This is a genomic window from Streptomyces plumbidurans (assembly GCF_019857225.1).
Lineage (GTDB): Bacteria > Actinomycetota > Actinomycetes > Streptomycetales > Streptomycetaceae > Streptomyces > Streptomyces plumbidurans.
In genome coordinates, this window is the sequence record NZ_JAFJSY010000031.1 from 1 (window position 1) to 23,330 (window position 23,330).

18 protein-coding genes, 1 other RNA gene and 1 pseudogene are annotated in these 23,330 nt (G+C 71.4%); 9 read left to right on the top strand and 11 right to left on the bottom strand.

From position 1 onward, the window contains the following. The 4 genes from JYK17_RS20655 to JYK17_RS20670 form a co-directional block, all read left to right on the top strand. A partial coding sequence (locus JYK17_RS20655; RefSeq protein WP_372465198.1) for a hypothetical protein occupies window positions 1–241 on the top strand: 241 nt, incomplete at its 5' end. A 154-nt stretch (window positions 242–395) separates the two neighbouring features. Continuing rightward, on the top strand, window positions 396–1,889 hold the full coding sequence (locus JYK17_RS20660; RefSeq protein WP_128803209.1) for an SCO6880 family protein: 1,494 nt from the start codon (window positions 396–398) through the stop codon (window positions 1,887–1,889). A gap of 107 nt (window positions 1,890–1,996) precedes the next feature. After that, complete coding sequence (locus JYK17_RS20665; protein ID WP_372465206.1) at window positions 1,997–3,586, top strand: putative type IV secretion/conjugal transfer ATPase; 1,590 nt, start codon at window positions 1,997–1,999, stop codon at window positions 3,584–3,586. Then, complete coding sequence (locus JYK17_RS20670; protein ID WP_222810965.1) at window positions 3,583–5,385, top strand: type IV secretory system conjugative DNA transfer family protein; 1,803 nt, start codon at window positions 3,583–3,585, stop codon at window positions 5,383–5,385. The genes JYK17_RS20665 and JYK17_RS20670 overlap by 4 nt, the downstream gene beginning before the upstream one ends. Here JYK17_RS20670 and JYK17_RS20675 read toward each other — a convergent pair. Beyond that, on the bottom strand, window positions 5,300–6,529 hold the full coding sequence (locus JYK17_RS20675; protein ID WP_234547693.1) for a DUF418 domain-containing protein: 1,230 nt from the start codon (window positions 6,527–6,529) through the stop codon (window positions 5,300–5,302). The genes JYK17_RS20670 and JYK17_RS20675 overlap by 86 nt on opposite strands. Then, window positions 6,526–6,918, bottom strand: coding sequence for a hypothetical protein (locus JYK17_RS20680; RefSeq protein WP_108007941.1), 393 nt, complete (start codon window positions 6,916–6,918; stop codon window positions 6,526–6,528). The genes JYK17_RS20675 and JYK17_RS20680 overlap by 4 nt, the downstream gene beginning before the upstream one ends. A 228-nt stretch (window positions 6,919–7,146) precedes the next feature. Here JYK17_RS20680 and JYK17_RS20685 point away from each other — a divergent pair, with 228 nt between their 5' ends. Further along, on the top strand, window positions 7,147–8,196 hold the full coding sequence (locus JYK17_RS20685) for a C40 family peptidase (RefSeq protein WP_128803206.1): 1,050 nt from the start codon (window positions 7,147–7,149) through the stop codon (window positions 8,194–8,196). Window positions 8,197–8,383: 187 nt separating this feature from the next. On the opposite strand, the gene JYK17_RS20690 is transcribed toward JYK17_RS20685, so the two are convergent. Next, window positions 8,384–8,971: a hypothetical protein gene (locus JYK17_RS20690; protein ID WP_146191705.1), complete on the bottom strand. Its 588-nt coding sequence runs from the start codon at window positions 8,969–8,971 to the stop codon at window positions 8,384–8,386. Between the two features lie 141 nt (window positions 8,972–9,112). Next, window positions 9,113–10,120, bottom strand: coding sequence for a hypothetical protein (locus JYK17_RS20695; protein ID WP_146191704.1), 1,008 nt, complete (start codon window positions 10,118–10,120; stop codon window positions 9,113–9,115). A gap of 204 nt (window positions 10,121–10,324) precedes the next feature. On the opposite strand from JYK17_RS20695, the gene JYK17_RS20700 reads away from it, so the two are divergent. The 4 genes from JYK17_RS20700 (at window position 10,325) to JYK17_RS40615 (ending at window position 16,924) form a co-directional block, all read left to right on the top strand. Further along, window positions 10,325–10,825 (top strand): DUF4913 domain-containing protein, encoded by a 501-nt coding sequence (locus tag JYK17_RS20700; RefSeq protein WP_108007937.1) that lies wholly within the window; start codon window positions 10,325–10,327, stop codon window positions 10,823–10,825. 436 nt (window positions 10,826–11,261) lie between these two features. Then, complete coding sequence (locus JYK17_RS20705) at window positions 11,262–11,816, top strand: hypothetical protein (RefSeq protein WP_108007936.1); 555 nt, start codon at window positions 11,262–11,264, stop codon at window positions 11,814–11,816. A 107-nt stretch (window positions 11,817–11,923) separates the two neighbouring features. Further along, the gene (locus JYK17_RS20710; RefSeq protein ID WP_222810966.1) at window positions 11,924–13,576 is read left to right on the top strand and encodes a hypothetical protein; all 1,653 of its coding nucleotides are present in this window, start codon (window positions 11,924–11,926) and stop codon (window positions 13,574–13,576) included. Between the two features lie 168 nt (window positions 13,577–13,744). Then, a complete protein-coding gene (locus JYK17_RS40615) occupies window positions 13,745–16,924 on the top strand; it encodes an AfsR/SARP family transcriptional regulator (protein ID WP_308011697.1) in 3,180 nt (1,059 codons plus the stop codon). On the opposite strand, the gene JYK17_RS20725 is transcribed toward JYK17_RS40615, so the two are convergent. The 7 genes and pseudogenes from JYK17_RS20725 to JYK17_RS20755 all read right to left on the bottom strand — a co-directional run bounded on the left by JYK17_RS20725 (window position 16,906) and on the right by JYK17_RS20755 (window position 23,314). Next, on the bottom strand, window positions 16,906–18,483 hold the full coding sequence (locus JYK17_RS20725) for a glycosyl hydrolase (protein WP_222810967.1): 1,578 nt from the start codon (window positions 18,481–18,483) through the stop codon (window positions 16,906–16,908). The genes JYK17_RS40615 and JYK17_RS20725 overlap by 19 nt on opposite strands. Before the next feature lie 52 nt (window positions 18,484–18,535). Next, window positions 18,536–18,814 (bottom strand): hypothetical protein, encoded by a 279-nt coding sequence (locus tag JYK17_RS20730; protein WP_222810968.1) that lies wholly within the window; start codon window positions 18,812–18,814, stop codon window positions 18,536–18,538. Window positions 18,815–18,967: 153 nt separating this feature from the next. After that, window positions 18,968–19,378, bottom strand: an RNA gene (rnpB, locus tag JYK17_RS20735) — RNase P RNA component class A. 160 nt (window positions 19,379–19,538) lie between these two features. Then, a pseudogene (locus JYK17_RS41215) lies at window positions 19,539–20,321 on the bottom strand (DMT family transporter); the annotation flags it as partial. A 22-nt stretch (window positions 20,322–20,343) separates the two neighbouring features. Then, on the bottom strand, window positions 20,344–21,165 hold the full coding sequence (locus JYK17_RS20745) for a helix-turn-helix transcriptional regulator (protein ID WP_108007932.1): 822 nt from the start codon (window positions 21,163–21,165) through the stop codon (window positions 20,344–20,346). 41 nt (window positions 21,166–21,206) lie between these two features. Continuing rightward, entirely contained in the window at window positions 21,207–21,776 is a 570-nt protein-coding gene (locus tag JYK17_RS20750) for a Uma2 family endonuclease (protein WP_222811007.1), read from the bottom strand. 101 nt (window positions 21,777–21,877) lie between these two features. Beyond that, complete coding sequence (locus tag JYK17_RS20755) at window positions 21,878–23,314, bottom strand: RNB domain-containing ribonuclease (protein WP_222810969.1); 1,437 nt, start codon at window positions 23,312–23,314, stop codon at window positions 21,878–21,880. Between the last annotated feature and the right edge of the window lie 16 nt (window positions 23,315–23,330).

Here is a 23,330-nt window from a genome sequence, read left to right on the forward strand (position 1 = left end):
GGCGAACGGTGCCGACGGCGGCAGCGGCGGCGGCAGGACAGGCCCGGGCGGTATGGGCGGGGGAAGCGGAGGAGGCAGTGGCGGCGGTGCCGCTGCCGGCAGCCGGGCCGCGGCGGCGGCCGGACCGGTGGGCGCGGTGGCCGGCGCGGTGCTGACCGGGGTGCAGATCCTCGGCAAGGCAGCCTCCGGCGCCGTCAACGACGCCGACGGCGACCAGGGCCACAACCCGAGCCGGCACTAGTGCCCCACTGACCCGGGGCGGCGGGCCGGGCCCGTACTCCGCCGCCCTCAGCGGGCCGCCGGACTCCCCACCCCCCGGGAGTCCGGCGGCCGTCCCCGCTCCCCGGCAGCCACCCCCGTAGCTCCATCACCTCACGAAGGGAAACCGGACGCCCATGTCCACGGAAGCCGTCTCCCAGCCGACCTATGGAAACTGGCGCCGGCCACGGCGGCCGGGGCTCGGATCACTCGGGCTCGTCGGCACGGTCGGTGTCTTCGGCGGGCTCGTCGTCGCCCTGATCGCGTCCCTGATCTCGTTGTACGCGGCCCTGTTCGTCATCCTGATGATGCTGCTGTTCTTGGTGCCGCTGGCCATCCGCACCCAGGACGGACGCAACGTCTACCAGTTGATCGCCCTGCGCATCAGCTGGAGCCGCCGCAAGGCCAGGGGCGCGCACCTGTATGTCTCCGGACCGCTGTCCGCCCGGCCGGGCGGCCGTTTCCGCCCGCCGGGCCTGCTCAACAAGGTCACCGCCACCGAGGGCCGGGACGCCTACGACCGCCCCTTCGGCATCCTGCACCACCCGGCACGCAATCTGTACACGATCGTGCTGGGCTGCGATCCCGACGGCGGCTCCCTGGTCGACTCCGACCAGATCGACGTCTGGGTCGCCCTGTGGGGCGAGTGGCTGGCGAGGCTGGCGCACGAGCCGGGGCTGCGCGGCGCCTCCCTGATCGTGGAGACCGCGCCCGACCCGGGCACGACGCTCGCCCATGAGGTGCTGCCCCGTATCCGCCCCGACGCGCCGGCCTCCGCCCGCGCGGTGATGGAGGAGGTCGTCGAGCGCTACCCGACGGCCTCCTCCGAGATGCACACCTACGTCACCCTCACCTACGGTCCGCACCCGGGCCAGCGGCGCAGCAAGGAGGATGTGATCACCGACCTCGCCATCCGCATCCCGGGTCTGCTCAGCGGGCTCGTCGCGGCCGGCGGCGGCGCCGCGTACCCGTTGTCGGCCGAGCGCATCGCCGAGGTCGTACGGGTCGCCTACGACCCGGCGGTCGCCGGCGACGTGCTCGACGCCCGCGCCCAGCACGGCGGCACGGGCCTGGAGTGGGACGACGCCGGACCGGCCGCGGCCGTGGAGACGGTCAACAGCTACCAGCACGACTCGGGGGTGTCCCGGACCTGGCTGCTGACGCTGGCACCGCGCGGCACCGTGCGGTCCTCGGTGCTCAGGGGCCTGCTGGAGGCGAGCCCCGGCACCCGCCGCAAGCGGGTCGCGCTGGTCTACAAGCCCCTCGATCCGGCCACATCGGCGCGGATCGTCGAGTCGGACCGGCGCGCCGCCCAGTTCATGGCCACCTCGCGCCGGGGCATGATGCAGGCGCGCGCCGCCTCCGAGATGCGCGCGGCCGAGCAGACCGCGACGGAGGAGGCCGCGGGCGCCGGGCTGGTGGAGTTCTCCCTGATGCTGACGGTCACCGTCGACGACGTGGACCAGCTGGCGGACGCGACCGTCGCCGTACGCAATCTGACCGCGGCCTCCCGGGTGCTGATGCGCCCCGCCGACCGGATGCAGGCGGCGGCGTTCAGCTGCACGCTGCCCGCCGGCATCCTCCCGTGGGAGCAGACCCTGATCCCGAGCGATCTGCAGGAGGCGCTGTGAGCCGCCGGAGCGAGGAGAAGCGGGCCGAGCAGGCGGACCGGCACTTCGAGGAGCTGGCGTGGCGGGCGGGCCCCGGCGCTCCGCTGCCGAACGTCGAGGCGGCCTGGATGAAGAAGGGGCCCGAGCGGAAGAACCGGTCCGGCAGGCAGAAGGCCTCCGCCCCAAAGGAGCCGTACGTCCCGCCGCGCGGCTGGTACGGCCCCGGCGGCGGCCGCGTCGGCTATCTGGATCCGCCGACCATGTGGCGTGCCACCACCGTGCAGGCCTGCGGCATGTGGCCGTTCGCCGCCGGTTCCGGCTCGCCGATGACCGGAGTGCCGCTCGGGCAGCACCTGTTCACGGGTGCCACGGTCTGCGGAGATCCGCTCAACTGGTTCACGCGTGCCCGCTACATCTCCAACCCGTCCCTGTTCATGCTGGGGATGCCGGGCCTGGGCAAGTCCACCCTCGTCAACCGGATGTTGATCGGGCTGACCGCGACCGGCGTGGTGCCGCTGGTGCTCGGCGACCTCAAGCCCGACTACGCGGACACCGTACGGGCGTTGGGCGGCCAGGTGATCTCCATCGGCCGCGGCCGGGGCGGCATCAACGTCCTCGACCCGGGCGCGATGGGCGCGGCGGCGGCGCGCATCGGCGGCGAGGCCGGCGAGGTGCTGAAGGCCGAGACGCACGGCCGGGTGCTGAACATGGTGGCCGCGCTGGTCACCATCGTGCGTGGCCGCCCGATGGACGACCACGAGCAGTCCGTGCTCTCCGCCGTCCTGCACCACATCCGCGAGCGCACCGCCCACGACCGGCCGGCGCTGCTGCCCGATGTGCTGCGGGTGCTCACCGAGGGGCCCGACCGGGTGCGTGCGGTCACGCTCGACCGCGGCGACGAGTCCCGCTACCGGGACGCCGTCGACCCGTTGCACCGTTCCCTGCTGGGCATCCTCGACGGCCCGCTCGGCGACACCTTCGCCTCCCCGACGTCGACCCGGATCAACCCGGACGCGCCCGCCGTGTGCATCGACATCTCCGGCATCGGCGAGGCCGACACCCAGCTGACCGCGGCCGCGATGCTCGCCGCCTGGTCGGACGGGCTGGGCACGGTGGCCGCCTCGCACGCCCTGGCGGACGCCGGACTCGCGCCCCGGCGCTGGTTCTTCACCGTGCTGGACGAGCTGTGGCGCCCGCTGCGCGCCGCCTCCGGCATCGTCGACCGCATCGACGCGCTGACCCGGCTCAACCGGACCCTGGGCCTCGGCGACGCCAAGATCACCCACACCCTCAAGGACGCGGAGGCGCTCGGCACCGACTCCGACCGGGCCAAGGCGCGCGGTTTCGTGGAGCGGGCCGGGATGGTGGTGTGCGCCGGGCTGCCGAGGCAGGAGATGGAGGAGCTCGGCCGGGTGGTGGGCCTGTCCCGGCGCGAGATCGAACTCGTGTCGTCCTGGTCGTCGCCCCCCGGCTGGGGCGTCTCCGGCGGACACGAGGAGCCGCCCGGCCGCGGCCGTTTCCTCATCAAGGTCGGTGGCCGGCCCGGCATCCCCATCAAGGTGGCCATCACCGACGCCGAACGCCGGCTGCACAACACCAACACCCGCTGGACGCCCAACGAGGAGGCCGTCGAGCAGTCCCTCGCCCACGCCACCGAGCAGATCGCGCGGGCCGCTCAGGAGGAACCGCGCTCCCTGCCGGGACGGTGGACCGCATGACGGGCAGGCCCCCCGCGACCGGCGGCATGCACGAACTCGCCCCCTGGGCGATCGTGGCCGTCGCCGCGGCCTCCCTGTGCGTGTTCACCGTCGGCTGGGCAGGCGGCACGCTCGGCGCCGGGGTCACCGGTCACGGCTGGGACGCCCCGCCGTTCGCCCTGTCCACCGCCGGGCACCTCGTCGCCGACGGTGCGGGCGGCGTGTGGCCGGGCACGCCGCCGGCCGCGGTCTACGGCGGCATGCTCGCCCTCCTCGCCCTGATCTCGATGCCCACGGTGTTCCTCCTACGGTTCCTGCTGGCGCGCGCCGGCCGCACCAAGGGCCTGGCCGGCCGGCGCGAGCTGGCGGCCATGTGCCCCAAGAGCATCGAGGCCCGCGCCCGCGAGCTGCGCCCCAGCCTCAAGGGCCGTACGCAACTCCACCCGGACGAGACCGGCAACCTCCTGGGCGACCTCGATCCAAAGGGGCCCGAACTGCGCAGCAGTTACGAGGACGTCGAGCTGGACCTGATGGCGCCGCGGGCCGGCAAGTCGACGGGGATCGCCGTGCCCCGCGTGCTGCGCGCGCAGGGCGCCGTCCTGCTCACCTCCAACAAGTCCGACGTCTACGCCGTCACCCGCGCCGAGCGCGAGAAGGCGGGCCGGGTGTGGACGTTCGACCCGCAGGGCATCGCCCACACCGAGCGCGCCATGTGGTGGAACCTCCTCGGCGACTGCCACACCATCGAGGGCGCGCGCCGGCTGGCCGGGCACTTCGTGGCGTCCGTCAACGACGACACCGCGAAGAAGGACTTCTGGATCTCGGCGGCGCAGAACACCCTCACGGCGCTCTTCCTGGCCGCGGCGCGTGGCGGGGCCCCGGTCCAGGACCTGCTGGGCTGGCTGGCCGATCCCGCCGACCGCACCCCGATCGACCTGCTGCGCGACGCCGGCATGCTCGCGATGGCGGAGCAGTTGCAGGGCACGGTGCGCGGCGCCGTGGAGACCAGGGACGGCATCTACGAGACCGCGCGGCAGACCGTGTCCTGTCTGCTCGACCCGGAGATCCTCGCCTGGGTCACGCCGGACCCGTATCTCCCCGAGTTCCGGCCCGACCGGCACGTCGTCGGCCGGGACACCCTCTACCTGCTGTCCAAGGACGGCGGCGGCTCCGCGGCAGGTGTCATCGCGGGCCTCGCGGACGCGACGATGCGGGCGGGCGTGATGGCCGCGGAGCGCATGGGCGGCCGTCTGGACCCGCCGCTGACCGCGGTCCTGGACGAAGCGGCGAACGTATGCCGTATCTCCGATCTGCCGGATCTCTACTCGCACTTCGGCTCCCGCGGCATCAACGTGGTGACGCTGCTGCAGAGTTACCGGCAGGGCGCCCGGGTGTGGGGCGAGGTCGGGATGGACGCGCTGTGGAGCGCGGCGACCGTCAAGCTGCTCGGCGCGGGCCTGGACGACGCCGACTTCGTGCAGAAGATCTCCACGCTGGTCGGCCAGCACGACGTGAGGACGCCGAGCGTCTCCCGCAGCAAGGACGGCTCCCAGCGCTCGTACTCCTACCGCCAGGAGTCGATCCTGCCGCCCGACAAAATCCGTGCCCTGCCCAAGGGCACCGCCCTGCTGCTGGCCACTGGCATCCGGCCGGCGCTGATCCGGCTGCGCCCCTGGTACAAGGAGCCCGGCGCCGGTCTCATCTCGGCGCAGGCGAAGGCGGAGTCGAACGCCATCACCGAACGGGCCGCGGCTCGCCTGACCGGTGGTGTCGCACTGGAGAAGAAGAGCCGCTGGGTGCGGGACGCCGCGCCGATGTGACGGTGCGCAGGAGCAGTTCGGCCGGCCCGTAGCGCACCCGCGCCGCGACGGCGCCTCCGGCCGCGAGCTGCAGGCCGTACAGGAGCAGGCACCCCGCGATCACTGCGGCGGTGCCTGCCCGGTCGTAGAGCCCGAGGCCGTAGCCGGTGAACACCAGGGCCAGGACCAGTGACTGGGTGAGGTAGTGGGTGAGCGACATCCGCCCGGCCGCCGCGAGCACGCGGGCCGCCCGCCCGCGCACCAGGAGCAGCAGCCCGCAGGCGTACGAGGCCGCCAGCGCGGGCGCCGTCAGCACCGCCACGGCGTGCCCGACGAGGAACCAGCGGCTGTCCAGCGGGCCGTCGGCGCAGCAGGCGGTCAGCGCGCCGCCGGCCAGACCGGCCGGAAGGCACCGCAGGGCGACGCGGCGCAGCCATGCGCGGTCCCGCCCGCGTCGTTCCACGAGCCGTAGCCCGGCCGCCGCGAGGCCCGCCAGGAAGGCGGCCAGGAAGTGGGGGGCGTACAGGAGGTCCGTGCCGAGCGTCGACGGCAGGTCGTGCAGGTGGGCGCCGAGCACCGACTGGACGCCGCCGCGGTAGGCGGCCACGGTGCCGGCGACGCGGGGCGCGTACTGGGCGGGGGTGAGCGGCTCGGTGGCGGCGACGGTCAGCAGGCCGTACGCCAGCAGGAGGATTGCGAGGGCGACGGCCAGGCCCGCGGCCAGCCGCAGCGCGGTCCGCGGGGCCAGGTCGCGCAGCCCGTACAGCACCAGCGCCAGGACGGCGTACGTCATCAGGATGTCGCCCGGGTAGAGCACGACGGCGTGCAGGACCCCCAGCCCGAACAGCCCCGCCGTACGCCGCAGATGACGCGGTGCGAAGGCGGCGCCCTCCTGTCGGGCGGACCGCCGCTGCAGCACGAAGCTGTAGCCGAACAGGAAGGAGAAGAGCAGATAGAACTGGGTGTCGGTGAGCGCGGTCACCGTCCAGGCTACGGCCCGGTCGAGCGCGCCCGCCCCCGGTCCCCCGCCGAACGACGCGTACGGTCCGGCCATCAGTTCGGCGTTGACGAGCAGGATCCCGAACAGGGCGAAGCCGCGCAGGATGTCGGGTTCGGGCAGACGCGCGGGGTCCTCGCGCCTCACGAAGCCGTCGTCACGCCTCAAGACGTCACCGTCACGGCGGTGCCGAACGCGACGGTCGAGGACAGGAACCACCCGAACGACGGGGCGAGCAGATGCCGCAGGGTCCACAGCCGGGCCGCGGTGGGCCGGTCCCGTACGTAGACCACGGGGACCGTTCCGCCGACGGGAGGCAGCCCGCACAGCGGCGCGTACGGCCCCGGATCCAGGAGGAGTTCGCGCCCGAGGTGATCGGAGAAGAGCACCAGCCCGCCGCCCCGCCGGTCGGCCGGGGCGCGCTCGGTGACCCGGCCCGTCACGCGCAGGCCGCGCGCCCACAGCCGCACGGCCGTCAGGACCGCGCGAACGGCCAGCGTCATGAAGCCGAGGCCGAATCCTGTGCACAGCGCGAGCAGCACCAACTCCGCATCCATCCGGTCTCCTTGTCCCCTTCGGCCGCCCTGTCGAGGGCCGCGCTCCACGGCCCCGTCCTCGATGTCCTCGATGTACGGCAACCGGCGTGGGCCCCCACGACAGGCCACAACGGGCGGCGGTGCGGCACGGTTCACGCCGCGCGCGATCTCTTGAACCGTCCCGCGCGGCACCCCCGTTGTGAGGGCGAGGCCGTCACCGGGTCGGCTGCGAAGGGAGCTTCGGACGGCATGACACGGACCCCGCACACCCACGGCCACCGGACGGCCGCGGCCCTCACCCTGCTGTGCGCCCTGACCGCGACGACACAGGTGCCCGCGGCGCTCGCGGCCCCCGATCCGCGGCCGGCCACCCTCGACGAGGTACGCCGGCAACTGGACGACCTCTACCACCAGTCCGAGGCGGCCACCGAGAAGTACAACGCCGCCGACGAGAAGGCCAGGGCTCAAGCGAAGAAGGTCACGCTGCTCAACAGCCAGGTCAAGGCGGCCGGGCAGAAGGAGACGCGGCTGAAGGCGCTGCTCGGTTCGGCGGCCCGCGCCCAGTACCGCAGCGGCGGACTGCCCGCCGAGGTGCAGCTCGCCCTCGCCCCCGAGCCCGAACACGCCCTGGACGACGCCGCGTTGGCGCAACAGGCGCAGCAGGGCACGCAGCGGCAGCTGACGGCCCTTGAGGCGACCCGCAAGGAGCTGCGCACCCGCACCGACAAGGCCGCCGAGGAGCTGCGGGGCCTGAAGTCGAGCCGCAGCGCCATGGCCAGGGACCGCGACAAGATCAAGGCACGCATCGCCGCCGCCCGCGCACTGGAGTCCCGGCTGCAGCAGTCCCAACTGCACCACCTGGCCGAACTGGAGCAGCAGGCACAGGCCGAGGCCCAGGCCAAGTGGGTCGGCACGGGCGTCCTGGACAAGGCAGGCACCAAGGCCAGCAAGGCGGGCCGCAAAGCCATCGCCTACGCCACCCGACAACTCGGCAAGCCCTACGTCTGGGGCGCCGAGGGCCCCAACTCCTTCGACTGCTCCGGCCTGACCTCCCAGGCCTGGCTGCACGCGGGCATCCCCATCCCCCGCACCGCCGAAGAACAGTGGGCCCGCCTCCCGCACGTCCCGGTCTCCCGGATGCGCCCGGGCGACCTCATCATCTACTTCTCGGACGCCAGCCACGTGGCCCTCTACATCGGCGCCGGAAAGATCATCTCCGCTCCGCGGCCGGGGCGGTGGGTGTATGTGTCGCCGGCGGGGTCGATGGAGATTTTGGGGGTGGTGCGGCCGGATGCGTGACGGCTTCATCGCGGCGGTGAGGTGCTGCTCGAAAGCACCTGCTCGGATTTCTCTGTCAACGCGACGCGTTGTGTGGCGGGCGCAACGCTCCGCGCCCTGACGCTCGGCCGCCACCGCGCCTGGCATCACACAGACGAGGGCGCCCCCGGTCGACCGGGGGCGCCGCTTCGCCCTTACGGGATGACGTTCAGCGAGCGTTTCCCTTCTTCGGGGGTGTCCCGGCTTTCTGGCCCGGGTACTGCGCCCCCGCCTGCGGGGTCGCGGACGAGCTCGCGTACGTGGACTGCTGTGTGTAGTAGGCGTTCGGCCCGGTGCTCTGGGCGTAGCCCCCGGAGGGGTTGAACTCCTGCTGGTACTGCCGGTTGAACATTCTTCCGTAACTGTCCAACGCGGCGAAACCCCGCTGCACCGCTACACGCTCGTCCGCCGTGAACTGGAGGGCGGCTTCCGTGCCTTGCGACGGCTTCTGGGTGTGCTCCTTCTGCCAGTACTCCAATTCTTTCTGGGCTATGTACTTGTGGGCGTCCGCCGCCATCGGGTGGTTGGAGGGGAGGGCGTAGTACTGGGACACCTCCGGATCCTTGAACACGGTGTCGACCCGGCGGGCGCCCTTTTCCCCGGCGAACGCCTGAATGGCGCCGATAGCGGCCGCGACGCCGTGTCCCACGGTGTCGCCCTGGTCTGGATCCACACCGTTTCGTGCCAGCACCTCACGGATATGCTGCTGGGCATCCGCACGCGGCGTGCGACCGCTGGGCGCCTTGTCCTTGGTCATGTTGAAAAGGCCCCATACTTTGTCCATTTTCCTTGACCCCTTCGTTCTGGTCGCGTTCCTGGTAACCACAACGTGGATCGGGCCGTACCGGTTCAGACGCGTATGGGCTCAGTCGCCGAGACCTCGTCGATGCCGCCGGGATCAGCGCCGCGTTGTCCCATTCCTGCGGTTTTCTTTCTCCTTTCCTTTCTCCTTGGGCCGCTCCGCGCTGCCACCGTCACTGCTGCTGTTCGACCCCCTCTTTCCCGGAGGGCTCGGCGGCAGTGTCCTGCCTGCCGGTACCATGCGCAGCCCCCCGGACATGTATGCGGGCTGCTCTGCCAGCGGAGGGCGAGCTCGTTGGGTCGGCTGCTGGTTCAGGTACGCCGTGGAACTCGACAGGCCTGTGGAGTTCGACGGGAAGTATGTATCACTTGACGATTCGACCGCATCGGGGGAATCCACCAGCTCGGTCAGGTTGAGCTGCGAATCATTGTCCTGCAGCATGAAGTCGCGCCGCTTGGACTGGTTCGCTAGCGCCGCTGCCCGCTTTTTGGCCTCTGGATCACCGAAAGCGGTCAGCCCGATGGCCGAGAAGGTGTGTCCGATCGCCTGCTGCTGTTTCCCCTGATCGGCGGGCATTGCACTGCTTTGCCCCGTGGCGTTTGTGATCCCCCCGACAGCGCCCATGAACGCGGCTCCCGCCTTGAGACCGTCCACCACACTGCCCGTTTGCCATGAAGAGTGTGCGAATTTCGCCGAGTCATAACCGTTGGCGATACTCGCCGTGCCGGCCCCGAGTTGCTGCGCGATGTTCCCGTACGTCTTGTACTGCTCGGACGTCGCATGCGCCTGAACGAACTTGCCCGCAGCCTGGAGGATTTCGGCCGCGATCTTGACGTACTGCTTGGTTTCCGTGTCGTGCTCCCACATCCACCTGGCAGCGCCCCCGGCGCGTTCTGCGCCCCACTTGAGAACCTCAATGCCCCTGCTGCCGATGACGGCCGCGTAGTACAACCCCGATCGCTGGTCGTGGATGATCGCTGAAGGCTGTGTCTCCGACGGGGACGGCATGTTTATCACAGCGTCACCGGTGGCTTGGATCGAATTCCGTCTTCCTGGGCCGTCGCCACGATTGAACGAGAAGCCGCGTACAGGTTGTGTCGGCATGCCGGGTGTCCTTTCGCAGATCATGAAACCTGCTTCCAGAGGGCCACAACGGCGCCGGTTTCGGGGCGGTTCAAGCGGACACGGAACGGGCTGGACTCCGTGCGCGGACGGGTGCCGGCAGTGACCGTTGAACCGAATGCCGCGTGTGCACGTGGTGTCGACGCACGGACCGAGCCAAAGCTGCCGAGAGAAGGTGGGGCTGCCATGCCCACTGAGACCGTCGAGGTCTCCGCGCAAGCGCGGGGTGCCGATGCTGCCGAAGAGGCCGACGCGAAGGCGGACAGCACGGCCCCTCAGGAGGAATCTCCGAGCCCCTCGCACTTCATCCTCTACAAGGAGGGGCCCGAATATGTGGAGGCGCTGCGCCAGTTGACCCTCTGGACACACCACGTTCTGCTGCCCGTCTACGGCAGAGAGGTGACCTCGACCCAGCCCTGGTGCTCCCGCTGGTGGGAGCACCCCGAAGCAGTCGCCCAGTTGCACAGCCTCTGGCTCGCCTGGGGCGAGTTGACCGGTCCCGGTTCCGGGATGTGCGGGCCCGCGAACTGGCACCGTGACTACCTTGCACCAGTGATGAACTCTTTGCGCGAGCCCATGGGCCCCTTCGCCGGCTGCAAGCCCGGTTCCCACCGCGGGAAGGAGAAGCCCACCGTCGACGCCCTTGACCCGTTCGGGCCTCCGCCTCCGCCGCCCGGCCAAGCGTGAAACACATCCTGAGTTGCAGGGATGCAGAAGGCGGTGACGCCCTGCCCGCCCGTACTGAACCGTTCACCCCCGCCCCCCGTCGTTTGTCGTGTCAGGGCCCATGCCACAAGGGGTCCCGTTCACGGAACAGGCGAGAGGGAGGGCCAGCATGGCCATGGAAAGTCCGGGCTCCGGGCCGGCACGTCCCGAGGCGAGGTGGACCAGGCCCGCACCCCCGACGCCTGCGCAGCAATTGGCGCGGGAACTGATCGACGAGGACCTGCAAGCGGGTGAACCGCGGTCGCAACGGCAGCCCAGCCGGTCGGGGGCCTTGGCCCGACTGCGGGAGTGGCTGCGGAGGAGGTTCTCCTCAGGTGCTGCAGCGCCCATCCAGAGCCGGCCGGAGCGAGCGAACTACCCGGCCCAACAGGAGAATCCTCGTCGGGCGCGCCAGAAGGTGGCCGAGTTCTCGACCCCGGAACTCCAGCAGGTCCTGCACGCCATCCTGGAACGGATCGCGGAAGACCCCAAGCTGCAGCAGGCATACCTGGACAGAAGGCTGCCGGTGGTGGAGGAACTGCTCCAGAGGACCGAGCCTCCGCGCACGGATCCGGCGTCGCAGTCGTCCACGTTCACACAGGCGGGCAAGAAAACTGAGCCGCAGGAGAGTCCAGATCCGGGAGCCGCCGAGGCTACGAATGCCTCTCTCGAAGCTCCCTTCTCCGCCCCCGAGTTCCCCGACAGGGACCAGGACTCTGACAACCTTTCCGCCACGGTGAACTTCGCGGAAAGCACCGCCCATCCCGCCACGCCCTCCGCGGGTGCCGACGTCAGTTCGGCCCCGTCGAACCCCGTGACCGACAGGCGGGCACTGGCCCCCGCAACCATCTATGCGACGAACGTCAATGTCACGTACGTCATGGACGGATCCGACGCAAGGAGTGCCACGCGCCCCGCCGCCGTGCCGCAGACACGATCGGCCTCTTCCGCGAACGGGCGGCGCCGCCGCTGAGCCGGCGTCCCGTTGAACCACATACTCCACCTCCGCACGGCCGATTGAACCGTACGTCCCCCGCCCACCGTTGTAGCTCGCAGCCGCACTGCCAGAAAGGGATGGGCATGAGCCGGGACGAAGAGACGGACGACGCGATCGCGGCGGGCCAGCACGCTGCGCCCGGGGATCCGGTGAACTTCAGCAAGCGGGAGCCCTTCGCGGAAGCTGCCGGACCGTCGTCGCACTTCTCGGTGTTCATCGACGCCGACGGCTCCGCCTCCGTCGACGGAGTGCCCGTGCACGCGGCGGGAGGACAGTCCGTCGACGAGGCCGTCCTCGACACGCTGCACCGCCACGCGCGCGAGCTCAACTCCCCCGTCACTGCGGCCATTTCCGACCCTGCCGTCGCGGAGGTGACCTTCGTCGAGGTCGCCCCCGACGGTTCGAGCAAGCTGGTGGAGGAGCCGCTGACGCCGCCTCCGCCACCGCCTGCGCCTGCGCCTGCGCCGGGGGCGGCCGGGGATTCGGAATCCATCGGCGCCCACGACGTCCACGACGCCCCCGACGTCCACGACGCCCCCGACGCCCCCGACGCCCCCGACGCCCCCGAATCCGGACTCTGGGGCGTCGGCGCTCCCATCGGCGGCCCCTCCGACGACGGTTCTCACAGCGACGGCTTCCGCGAGGACGACCTTCACGACAAAGACTTTCCCGACAACGACCTCCGCGACAACGACCTTCACGACGACGGCCTGCACGAGGACAGCCGGGACGACGACTTCAACGACAGCCCCGACGACGGCCTCGAAGAATCGCGCTTCGCGCTGCCGCGCCCCTCGCTCCCCCGCCCCTCCCTGCCCTCCTTCTCCCCCGGTATCCCCTCCCTGTCGCTGCCGCGCCGTTCCAAGGACTCCGGCGCGCGGGCGACGCGGCAGTCGGACGACGAGTACCGGGCCACCGGTCTGCTTCACCGGCCCCTGGTCGTCGGGCCGGTGGCGCTCGGAGTGGCCGTGCTCGTCATCGTGCCGTTGGTGATACTGGGCAGCGGATCGGACGGCGACGGAGGCCAGAACCAGGCCGCCGGCACCAGCGACAAGCTGGACAGGTCCCCGGAACACGACAAGTCGAAGACGTCGCCAACCGTCTCCGTGTCGCCGAGCCTGGTGCCGCCGCCGTCGTTCAGTGCCTCACCGTCGGCCAAGGCCAAGCGCAAACCGAAGGACAAGGCCACCGCCACCGTGACCGTGCGGCCGTCGGAGGTCAGGGTCACCGTGACCGCCAAACCCTCGGCGGACACCGCCGCCAGCGCCGTGAACCGCCTTGCCAAAAACGATCCCGGACGGCACATCTGCTATCGCGCCTACGTCTCCGGACGCGGCTGGCAAAAGCCCGTGTGCGACGGGACAGTGGCCGGTACGACGGGCCAGAACCGGGCGATCAAGGCACTCAACATCGCGGTGCGCGGCACGGGCGGTGTGGCCGCCAACGCCTTCGTGCACAAGGCCGGTTCGACCGACGGCAAGGGCGTCTGGATGCCGCACTGGACTCCCAACACCGACGACGGCAAGAACATCTACATCGGCAGCGGGAGGAAGAGCGCCCCGAACATGCTGGGCTTCGCCATCAACATCGGCAGCGGCGGGCAGATCTGCCAGGTCGCCCGCGTCCACAACGCCGACTGGGGTCAGCAGGGCTGCGTCAACCCTCGCCCCGAGTACACCTTCGGCGGCACCCTCAGCAACGACGTGTGGCTGGAGGCGGTCAAGTTCGCGGTGTGAGCCCACCCCGTCCCGCCCGTCCCGCCCGCCCCACCCCGTCCTGTTCCGTCCCGCCCCGTCCTGATTGAAGACGACCGTATCGGTTCGTGTAATGCAACGGTCGCTGAACGGAAACAGTTCACCTCAGCAGCACCATTGACCACGCGGAGTGTCAGTACAGTCCGCAGGGTGAACGCAGCGAACTTGACCACCTTGCGCTTCTCCCTGCTCGGCCCGGTGCGGGCCTGGCACGACGATCGAGAGCTGGACCTGGGTTCGCCACAGCAACGCGTCGTGCTGGCCGTGCTGCTGCTGCGCCGGGGGCAGGCCGTGACTCTCGCCGAACTCGTCGACGCCGTCTGGGGTGTCGAGCCGCCGCCAACCGCCGCGTCCGTCCTGCGCACCTACGTCTCCCGCCTTCGTAAGGTGCTGGAGCCCGGCCGCGACTCGGCCCACCCGCCACGGACGATCATCTCCGTCGGGGACGGATACCAGATCCAGGTACCCGACGAGACCCTGGACCTGGCCGTGTTCGAACGGCGGATCGCGGACGCAGCGAGTGCATCCGCCGCCGGCGACGAGTCCACCGCCGCGAAACTCCTGCACGACGCCCTGGACGGGCGGCGGGGCGCGGCGCTCGCCGGGCTGCCCGGCCCGCTGGCCGAGGCCGAGCGCTCCCGGCTCGCCGAGGTACGGCTGACCGCGCTGGAGAGGCGTCTGGATCTCGACATCCGGCTCGGCCACCCCGGTGACGTCATCGGCGAACTGATGTCGCTGACCGGGGAGCACCCGCTGCGGGAGGAACTGTGCCGGCTCCTCATGCTGGCCCTCTACCGCTCCGGGCGACAGGCAGAGGCCCTTGCGGCCTACCGCACGACGCGCGACACCCTCGTGGCCGAGCTGGGCGTCGAACCCGGCCCCGCCCTACGGGACTTACATGCGCGGATCCTCGCGTCCGACGCGTCGCTCGCCTCGCCGGCCCCCGCCTCGAATCCGGGCTCCTCACCGCTCCGCCACGAGGAACCGCCGGCCGCCCCGTCACCCGCACGGCACACCGCGACCACCGCTGCACCCACGCAGAGCACGACGGACCCCTCCGGTTCCGCAGGCACCACGAACACCCCGGGCACGGCCGCCTACGCCCCGCACCCCGACGCGCCCGGCCGGTTCCGGGACAGCACAACTCCCCTCCCGCAGCAGCGCACTTCCCCTGACGCCGACGCCGACGCCGATGCCGACGACCAGGCCCGCGCGGAAGGGCAAGCTCCAGCCGCCCTCCTCCAACCCGCCGTCGGACAGTCCCCCGACCCGAGCCCGGTCACCACCACCCCGCCCGGCTACACACCCCGCCTCGCCCAACTCCCCGCCGACCTCACCGCCTTCACCGGGCGGGACGCCGAACTGGAGCGGTCCCTGAGCCTGTTGCCCCTCGACGGCGGCGGGCCGGCCACGCTGACGATCAGCGCGATCGGCGGCATGGCCGGCATAGGCAAGACCACCCTGGCGGTGCACCTGGCCCACCGGGTCGCCGACCGTTTCCCCGACGGGCAGCTCTGCATCAACCTGCGCGGCTTCGATCCGACCGGCTCGATCATGCCCCCGCAGGAGGCCATCCGTATCCTCCTCGACGCCCTGGGCGTACCCCCGCAGCGGCTGCCGGCCGGACTCGAGGCACAGGCGGCGCTCTACCGCAGCGTGCTGGCCGAGCGGCGGGTGCTGATCCTGCTCGACAACGCCCGCGACAGCGAGCAGGTACGCCCGCTGCTGCCCGGTTCCCCCGGCTGCCTCGTCATCGTCACCAGCCGCAACCAGCTCACCGGCCTGGTCGTCGGCGAGGGGGCGCACCCGCTGACGCTGGACCAGCTGACGTCCGCCGAGGCACACGAGTTCCTGGCGCGCCGGCTCGGCGCCCAGCGGCTCGCGGAGGAACCGGAGGCGGTGGAGGAGATCGTCGCGCGGTGTGCCCTGCTGCCGCTGGCCCTCGCGGTGGTCGCCGCCCGCGCCGCCACCCACCCCGGCTTCCCGCTCAGCGCCATCGCGGAGGAACTGCGGGACAGCCACGACAGCCTCGACGTCTTCGCCGGGGACGACATCGCCATCGACGTACGGTCGGTGTTCTCCTCTTCGTACGAAGCCCTGTCGCCCCCGGCGGCGCGGCTGTTCCGGCTGCTGGGGCTGCATTCGGGGCCGGACATCTCCGCGCCCGCCGCGGCCGCTCTCGCCGGGCTCACCCCGCGCGAGACCCGCGGCCTGCTCGTCGAGCTGACCCGCGCCCACTTACTCACCGAGCACTACCCCGGCCGCTACACCTTGCACGACCTGCTGCGCGTCTACTCCGCCGAGCGCGTCGCCGCCGAGGAGACGGCGCAGGAACGGGACCTGGCGGTGGAGCGACTGCTGTCCTGGTATCTGCACACCGCGGACGCCACCTGTGCGCACATCACGCCCGGCCGCCACCGGGTCACCCTGGAACCGCTGCCACCGTCCTGCCGGCCCCTGTCGTTCACGACCTACGACCAGGCCCTGGACTGGTGCGAGACCGAGCGGGCCAACCTGGTCCGCGCGGTCCACCAGGCCGCCGCGTGCCGACAGCCGGGCATCGCCTGGCGCCTGCCCGCCGTCCTGTGGGGGTTCTTCTACCTCCGCAGTCATCTGGTCGACTGGCTCGACGCCGCCCGGGCGGGCCTGTCCGCCGCTCGCGCCGTCCGCGACCGCCGGGGTGAGGCACAGGGACTCTCGGACACGGCCGCGGCACTGCGCTGCGCGAACCGCTACGACGAGGCCATCGACCACTACCTTCAGGCGATGGCCGTCTTCCGGGAGCTGGGAGACTCGAAGGGCAGGCTGCGGGCCGTCGCCAACCTGGGCGACGCCTACCTCCACGCCGGCCAGTTCGCCAAGGCCGCGGCATACTGCCGCCGCGGGCTGGCCCTCGGCCGAGCCGTCGGCAGCAAGTGGGGCGAGGGAATCTCCCTGAGCAACCTGGGCGACGCCTACCAGCGGCTCGGCCGGTTCGACGAGGCCGTCCGCATCCTGGAACAGGCGCTGGTCGTCCTGCGCGACAGCGACAACCGGTGGGTCGAGGGCGTCACCCTCGACATCCTCGGCACGGTCCACCACCGTCTGGGTGCCCGCGACCGCGCGGTCGAGTACTACCGGGAGGCTCTCGCCGTCCACCGGGACCTCGGCAACCGGTGGGGGGAGGGACACACCCTGGGCCACCTCGGCGACGTCCAACTGGCCATCGGCGCACCCGAGATGGCCGGCACGACCTGGCGGCAGGCCCTGTCGATCTTCGCGGAGTTCGATCATCCGGACGCCGCGAAGATCGAGCAGAAGCTGCAATCCCTTCAGTTCGCGGCGCGGTAGGCCCGGCCCGCCGCGTTCGCGGTGGTGCCGTCGTACAGGCCGTTCGGGTCGGTTTTCGTGGACAGCGTGAACCAGGCGTAGCGCTCCACGTAGTCCAGCCCGTCCAGCATCCGTGTCGACGACGTGATGAAGTCGGTCCTCTGCTGGTCGCCGGGGTAGCGCGGGGTGCCGTGGGTGAAGTCGATCAGGCCGTACTCGGTCAGCCAGATCGGCTTGTGGTAGTGGTCGTGCACCCGCTGGATGTAGTCGCGCAGCTGGCCGGCCGCGTCCGGGCCGAAGTCGCTGCCGTACCAGTGCAGCGGGATGAAGTCGACGCGCAGGCCGCGCTGTTCGGCTCCCTGCATGAAGCGGTCCAGCCAGCCGCCGGGGACGTCGGCGTCGCGGGAGACCGCCGGAGCGCCCAGGCGCAGGCCGGTGTTTTGCAGCTTGGGCCAGAGGTCCAGGGCCTGTTCGGGGGTCATGTTCGACTGGGTGGCGGAGTCGGGCTCGTTGAAGGTGAGGAGTTCCTTGCCCTCCTTCCTGGCACTGGCGAGCTGGTCGTCGGTGACCGCGCCGGGGCCCCAGATCATCGGGACGTACTCGACGCCCTGCGGCGGGGTGACGCTGCCCGTGGACGAGGCCCAGTTGAAGTACCAGGAGACGCCCGAGTCCGCCAGCGCCTGCGAGGCGCCGTCGAACGGGTTCAGGCTGACGCCCTTGCGGACCGGGGCCGGTGTGGTGGGGGCGGGAGCCGGCGACGTGGTGGTCGGGACGGGGGCGGGAGGGGTGCCGGCGCCGTTGAAGGTGACGGTCATCCCGCTGCACTTGGAGCACTGGTACATGGTCCGGTTCCCGGGCTCGGCGTCCTGCTTCGACCAGGCGTACGCGGTGGGGCACTTCTGGTTGATCGCGTCGCTGTAGGGGGTCTTCGCGTCCCGGTTCGGGTTGACGCACACCAGCGGCTTGCCCGACGCGTCCTTGGTCAGGTCCTCGGCCGGGCAGGACGACAGCAGGTCGACGGCACAGCCCGCCGCCGCGCACTCGCCCGTGGCGGGCGGCGTCATGTCGTTCGGGGTGATGGTGACGGCGGTCGACACCGCGTCGACGTAGCTGACGTCGTACCAGGGTGCGTGCGAGTCGGCGGGGTCGAAGTTGAACTCGGCGAGGCTGGTGGGCTGTTGGCCGGTGGTGCAGTGGTCGGCGTAGGGGCCGCAGTCGCCGACCGCGCAGTGGAAGGTGCTGCCGTCGTCGCCGGAGCAGCCCTGCCGGGCGAAGAAGGTGCCGCGCCAGTGCCCGGCGCCCTCGCGTTCGGGGACGGTGATGGTGGCGGACTGGCCGGGGTCGAGGGCCGGGAGCCCGGTCAGCGCGGCTGAGCCGTCCGCGTTGACCCTGCTGCCGACCCAGATGCGGCTGTCGGTCCTGTTCTGCAGGGTGACGGTGTGCTCCGCGTCGGCCACGTCGGCGGCCGGCGTGCCGTGCAGACCCGCGCCGTCGCTGTGCCGGCCGAGGACCACGGCCGTCGTGGTCGTCGCGCCCACGAGGACCAGTAACAGAACGAGCAGGAGTGAGCGTCTGCGCATGAAGCGTGCCTCTCGGATCGCGCTTGCCCCGCATCGGGGTGTCGGGTGGCGCCTACGCAGGCACAACGAACGCGACCTGGTCGCGGTTCAGCGCGAACCCCGGCGGCAACGGCAGCAGGGCGGACGGCAGCGGCGTGCCGGCCGGCTCCGGAGCACGACCGCCGGGCCGCGCCTGCTGTGCGGGCCCTGCCTGCCGGGACCCGTCCGTGCCCGGCGCGACCCTGCGCCGGCTCAGCAGCCCGTGCGGGCCGAGCCGGGGGGTGCGGCCGGAGGGACCGGAGGGGATGTACGAGCCGGACGGCTCCGGTGACGTGAACAGCGGCGCGGGCATGGACGACCTTCCTGACGCGACGACCGGACGACCGGGCGTCGACGCCGGTCGTGATCGCACAACGGCTGTCGGGGCCATGACGGTTCAGACCGGCGGCCCGGGAGCGCGGCGGAGCCGGCAGGAGGAAGGGTCGGGCGATCCGTCGTACAACGGCAGACGAGTCGGGCTGTACGCCGGGTTCTGTCACCCGGTCGCCTCGCGGCGGCCGGGGAGACGGCCATCCATCTAGGGTCTACGTTGCCGTAGGCCTCGTGCGGTCTACCCGGGGACTCGGGCGGGCAGCCCTCGAACGTCCCCGCAGAGCGCGCCTTTTACAGCGGCTCCTTTTGACCTTGCTCCGGGTGGGGTTTACCTAGCTGCTCAGGTCGCCCTGGGCACTGGTGGTCTCTTACACCGCCGTTTCACCCTTACCCGGCACCGAAGTACCGGGCGGTCTGTTTTCTGTGGCACTTTCCCGCGGGTCACCCCGGGTGGCCGTTAGCCATCACCCTGCCCTGTGGAGCCCGGACGTTCCTCGGGGAGTTCTCCGTCAAGAGGACTCCACGCGGCCGTCCGCCCGGCTCGTCTGCCGTGTCGACCATGCTACCCGGCGGGTGGCTTTGTCCCGACCGGCAGGACCGGAGCCGGAGCCGGAACCGCCCGTGGCCGCGCCAGGGCCCGCCGTCGCCAGTACCGAGCCCGCCAGGATCAGGGTGAACGCCGCTCCGATGCCCAGCGTCAGCTCCTCGCCCAGGAACAGGGCGCCCGCCGCCACCGCGACGGCCGGGTTGACGTAGGTGAAGACCGTCGCCCGCGTCGGGCCCACCTCCTTGATCAGCTCCAGGAAGGCCACGAAGGCCAGTGCCGTGCAGATGGCGCCCAGGCCGATCAGGGCCACCAGCACCGATGTCGACGGCATCTCCGTGGGCCAGCTCATGCCCGCGGCCGGTGCGTAGACCAGGGCCGCCAGTGCCAGGCACGGGGCCGTCAGTTGCAGCGTCGGCACGTCCTTGAGCCAGCGGGCCGCGATGAGCGGGGCTGTCGCGTAGCCCAGCACCGTCAGCATGACCTCGCCCAGCGACCGCGCGTCGCCGCCGGTCAGGTGCGGGATGGTCAGGACCGCCACGCCCGCCAGGCCCAGGCCCAGCCCCGTCGTCCTCCGGGTGCTCAGGTGTTCCACGTTGCCGAAGAAGCGGGACAGGACCACGCCCACGATCGGGACACCGGCGATCAGCAGGCCCGCCGTCGAGCTCGACAGGTTCCGCTCCGCGTCCGTCAGCGTGAACCAGGGCCCGATGATCTCTATGCACGCGAAGCCCAGCATCGGCAGCCAGTGCGTACGGACCATGCGGACCAGGCCGCCTTGTCGTAGCGCGAAGGGGAGCAGGAGGAGGGCGCCGAGGGCGCAGCGCGTGAACACCACCATGGACGGGGAGAGCGGGGCGTCCACCGCCACCTTGATCATCAGGTAGGGGATGCCCCAGACGACTCCCATCAGGGAGAACAGGAACCAGCCGCGTGCAGTCATACGGAGAGTTTCGGCCGACCGGCTACCGGCCGTCTTGAACGCTGTTGCGGTACGCCGCCGGCGTCACCCCGAGCACGCGGCGGAACCAGCGCGTCAGGTGCGCCTGGTCCGCGAAGCCCACCAGGGCGGCGACCTCGGCCGGGCGCAGGCCGGTGTCCAGCAGGCGGCGTGCCCTGGTCACCCGGTACTGGGCCAGCCAGGCGTACGGCGGTATCCCCATCGTCGTACGGAAGGCCCGCAGGAGCTGGTAGCGGGACAGGCCCACGTCCGCCGCGAGCGACGCCAGGGACGGGGGGTCCAGGAGTTCGTCCGCCAGGCGGTCTCGTACGGCGACCGCGATGCGGTCCGCGCCGGGGATCACGTCCGACGTCGGGCGGGACGCGGAGTGGCGGCGGGCCAGGGCCGTCAGCAGCCAGGGCAGGCGGGATTCCGCCTCCAGCGGGTCGGGGCACGCGCGCAGATCCGTGTGGGTGCGCAGGATCGCTGCGGCCAGTTCCGGGTCGTCTATCAGGGGTTCCCGGAAGTGGGGCAGGCCCTCGGAGAACGTTCCGTCGGTGAGCAGGGCCGGGTCGGCGTACAGCGCCCGGTAGGCGTACCCGTCCGTCGCGTTGCCCGGGCCGCCCGTGTGCATCTCGCCCGGGGCCAGGACCACGATGGAGCCCGGGCCGGTGCGGATATGACCGCCGCGATAGTCGATGACCTCGGAACCGTCGACACAGACACCGATCGTGAACTCGTCATGCGCGTGCGGGGCGTAGACATGCTTGTCGAAGCGCGCCGTCAGCAGATCCAACGCCGGCCCACAACGCCCCAGCCTCGCCCTCGTCCACAATGCCTGTTCCATACGTCGCCCCCTTCCACCGTCAGGGTGCAACGCCGGAGGGCTCAGAGAAAATCCGCGGTATCCAGGTCGAAGGCGAAGGGTGCGGGGAGAGTGAGCGGCTTGCCGAAGGGGCGGGTGCACAGCTCGCGGTAGTCGTCCTTCTCCGGGTCACTGAAGAGCGTGATCGAGGAGACCTCGCGGTCGACCAGCAGGTACAGGGGGATGGCGCCGCGGGCGTAGCAGTGACGCTTGGCCTCCCGGTCGGGCCTGGCCTTGGTGGACGTCACTTCCAGAACCATGGCGACGCCGTCGCAGGGCATCCAGGAGTCGGCGCCGCCGAAGAGGTCGCGCGCGAGGGGGGCGAAGGTGACGTCTGGGACCACGTGGTTCTTCGGGCAGGCCCCACCGCTCCCCATCCTGAGCCCCTTGTTCCCGGAGAAGTCCATCTCGGTCCGCGAACTTTTGATCACCTGCCGCACGATCCGGCTGATGTACTTCTCGTGCTCGCCGTCCGGCGGCGGCGTCACAACGATGTCCCCCTCGATCAGCTCCGACCTGAAACCTTCCGGCGTGTCCAGGGCGAGAAAGCCCTCCAGCAGGACCTCTTCCTGCGTGAGCGGCTCGTGAGCCATGGCCATGTCACGCCCCTCCTTCGGTCGCTCACCAGACTGGGACATCGAAAGATCACCTGTCCAAGAGATCGGGGCCCGTTCCCTCGATCGTGGCACGGCCCTCACGCAGGCGCGAACCGCACCTTCCCCGACCCCGGGTCAGCCTGTGTCAGCCGTACCCGCAGTCGCTCCCCCAGCGGCAGGTCCCCGCCGCCCTCGACCCGGCCGATGACTGCCGGGGACGTCAACTGCACCTTGCCGACCGTGGGTTTGTGGTCGTCGATTTCCACCACGTAGGCGTCGAAGATCTCCCCCACTCGGTCCTTGAGCAGGGCCGCTTCCACGATGTCGACGCACTCGCGTTCGGCTGTGCCCGCGCGGCGGGCGCCGTCGGCCATCTCGTGCGGGAGGGCGTCGAGGGCGGCGAGGACCCAGTCGGGAGGGGGGTCGCCCGCCACCGTCGCGAGGCAGATCTCCGCGGCGTAGCGGTCGGCCAGTCGTCGGATCGGGGCCGTGCAGTGGGCGTAGGGGGCCGCCACTGCGGCGTGTGTGGTGATGGACGGCAGGGCGCCGTCCCGGAAGACCGTGTATCCGGCGCCGCGCAGCAGCGTCGTGCACTCCTGGAGGAAGGCCGCGTGGTGCGGCTGGTGGGGGTCCAGGGAGCGGATCAGTTGGGCGTACGAGACGTGGTGGGGCCAGTCGATGTGCAGTGCGAGTGCGGTGCGGCGCAGGCGGCCGACCGCGCCGTCGGGGGCGGCGGGCAGGGTTCGTAGGACACCCGTGCCCGCCGCGACCATCAGGTCCGCGGCCGCCATCCCCGTGAGCAGGGAGATCTGTGCGTTCCAGCCGTCGGCCGGGAGCGGGGCCCGGTAGGTCAGCTCGTACGCGTGGTTCCGCTGGACGATCTCCTGCTCGGGGACGTTGAGCGAGATCCCGCCGCGTTCCACCTCCAGCCGCTCCCGCGCCTGCCCGATCTCCTTCAGCAGCGCCAGCGGCTCCTCGGCCGTGCCGCCGTCGATCTGCTTCTGTACGGCGGTGTAGTCGAGGCGGGCACGGCTGCGGACGGTCGCGCGGCGGACGTCGACCGCGACCGTACGGCCGTCCGCGTCGAGGTCGATCGTCCACAGGGCGGCGGGGCGGGTCTCGCCCGGCAGCAGGCTGGCGGCGCCCTCGCTGAGCACGGAGGGGTGAAGGGAGACCTTCTCGTCCGGGAAGTAGAGCGTGTTCGCCCGGCGGTGGGCCTCCGCGTCGACCTCGCCGCCCGGTGCGACGTAGGCGGCTACGTCGGCGATGGCGTAGTGGACGCGGTAGCCGGTGCCGTGCCGGGACAGGTGCATCGCCTGGTCGAGGTCCCGGGAGGTGGGCGGATCGACCGTGAAGAAGGGAATGTCCGTGGCGTCGTACGGCGGAAGAACCGGCGCCTTCGCGGCCCCCTCGGCTTCGGCCTCCACCTGGGGCGGGAAGCTCTCGGGGGCGCCCAGTTCGGTGCGCAGCGCGGTGAGGGCGGCCCTCAGGGGTGCTTCGGGGGCGCCGGTCACGCGGATGTGGCGGCGAGGCATACAGCGAGGGTATGCA

Excerpts from the sequence above, each read along its gene's own strand:
- JYK17_RS20660 (WP_128803209.1), top strand. The coding sequence starts at position 396 with ATGTCCACGGAAGCCGTCTCCCAGCCGACCTATGGAAACTGGCGCCGG.
- JYK17_RS20665 (WP_372465206.1), top strand. The coding sequence starts at position 1,997 with ATGAAGAAGGGGCCCGAGCGGAAGAACCGGTCCGGCAGGCAGAAGGCC.
- JYK17_RS20670 (WP_222810965.1), top strand. The coding sequence starts at position 3,583 with ATGACGGGCAGGCCCCCCGCGACCGGCGGCATGCACGAACTCGCCCCC.
- JYK17_RS20680 (WP_108007941.1), bottom strand. The coding sequence starts at position 6,918 with ATGGATGCGGAGTTGGTGCTGCTCGCGCTGTGCACAGGATTCGGCCTC.
- JYK17_RS20685 (WP_128803206.1), top strand. The coding sequence starts at position 7,147 with ATGACACGGACCCCGCACACCCACGGCCACCGGACGGCCGCGGCCCTC.
- JYK17_RS20690 (WP_146191705.1), bottom strand. The coding sequence starts at position 8,971 with ATGACCAAGGACAAGGCGCCCAGCGGTCGCACGCCGCGTGCGGATGCC.
- JYK17_RS20695 (WP_146191704.1), bottom strand. The coding sequence starts at position 10,120 with ATGCCGACACAACCTGTACGCGGCTTCTCGTTCAATCGTGGCGACGGC.
- JYK17_RS20700 (WP_108007937.1), top strand. The coding sequence starts at position 10,325 with ATGCCCACTGAGACCGTCGAGGTCTCCGCGCAAGCGCGGGGTGCCGAT.
- JYK17_RS20710 (WP_222810966.1), top strand. The coding sequence starts at position 11,924 with ATGAGCCGGGACGAAGAGACGGACGACGCGATCGCGGCGGGCCAGCAC.
- JYK17_RS20725 (WP_222810967.1), bottom strand. The coding sequence starts at position 18,483 with ATGCGCAGACGCTCACTCCTGCTCGTTCTGTTACTGGTCCTCGTGGGC.
- JYK17_RS20730 (WP_222810968.1), bottom strand. The coding sequence starts at position 18,814 with ATGCCCGCGCCGCTGTTCACGTCACCGGAGCCGTCCGGCTCGTACATC.
- JYK17_RS20745 (WP_108007932.1), bottom strand. The coding sequence starts at position 21,165 with ATGGAACAGGCATTGTGGACGAGGGCGAGGCTGGGGCGTTGTGGGCCG.
- JYK17_RS20750 (WP_222811007.1), bottom strand. The coding sequence starts at position 21,776 with ATGGCTCACGAGCCGCTCACGCAGGAAGAGGTCCTGCTGGAGGGCTTT.
- JYK17_RS20755 (WP_222810969.1), bottom strand. The coding sequence starts at position 23,314 with ATGCCTCGCCGCCACATCCGCGTGACCGGCGCCCCCGAAGCACCCCTG.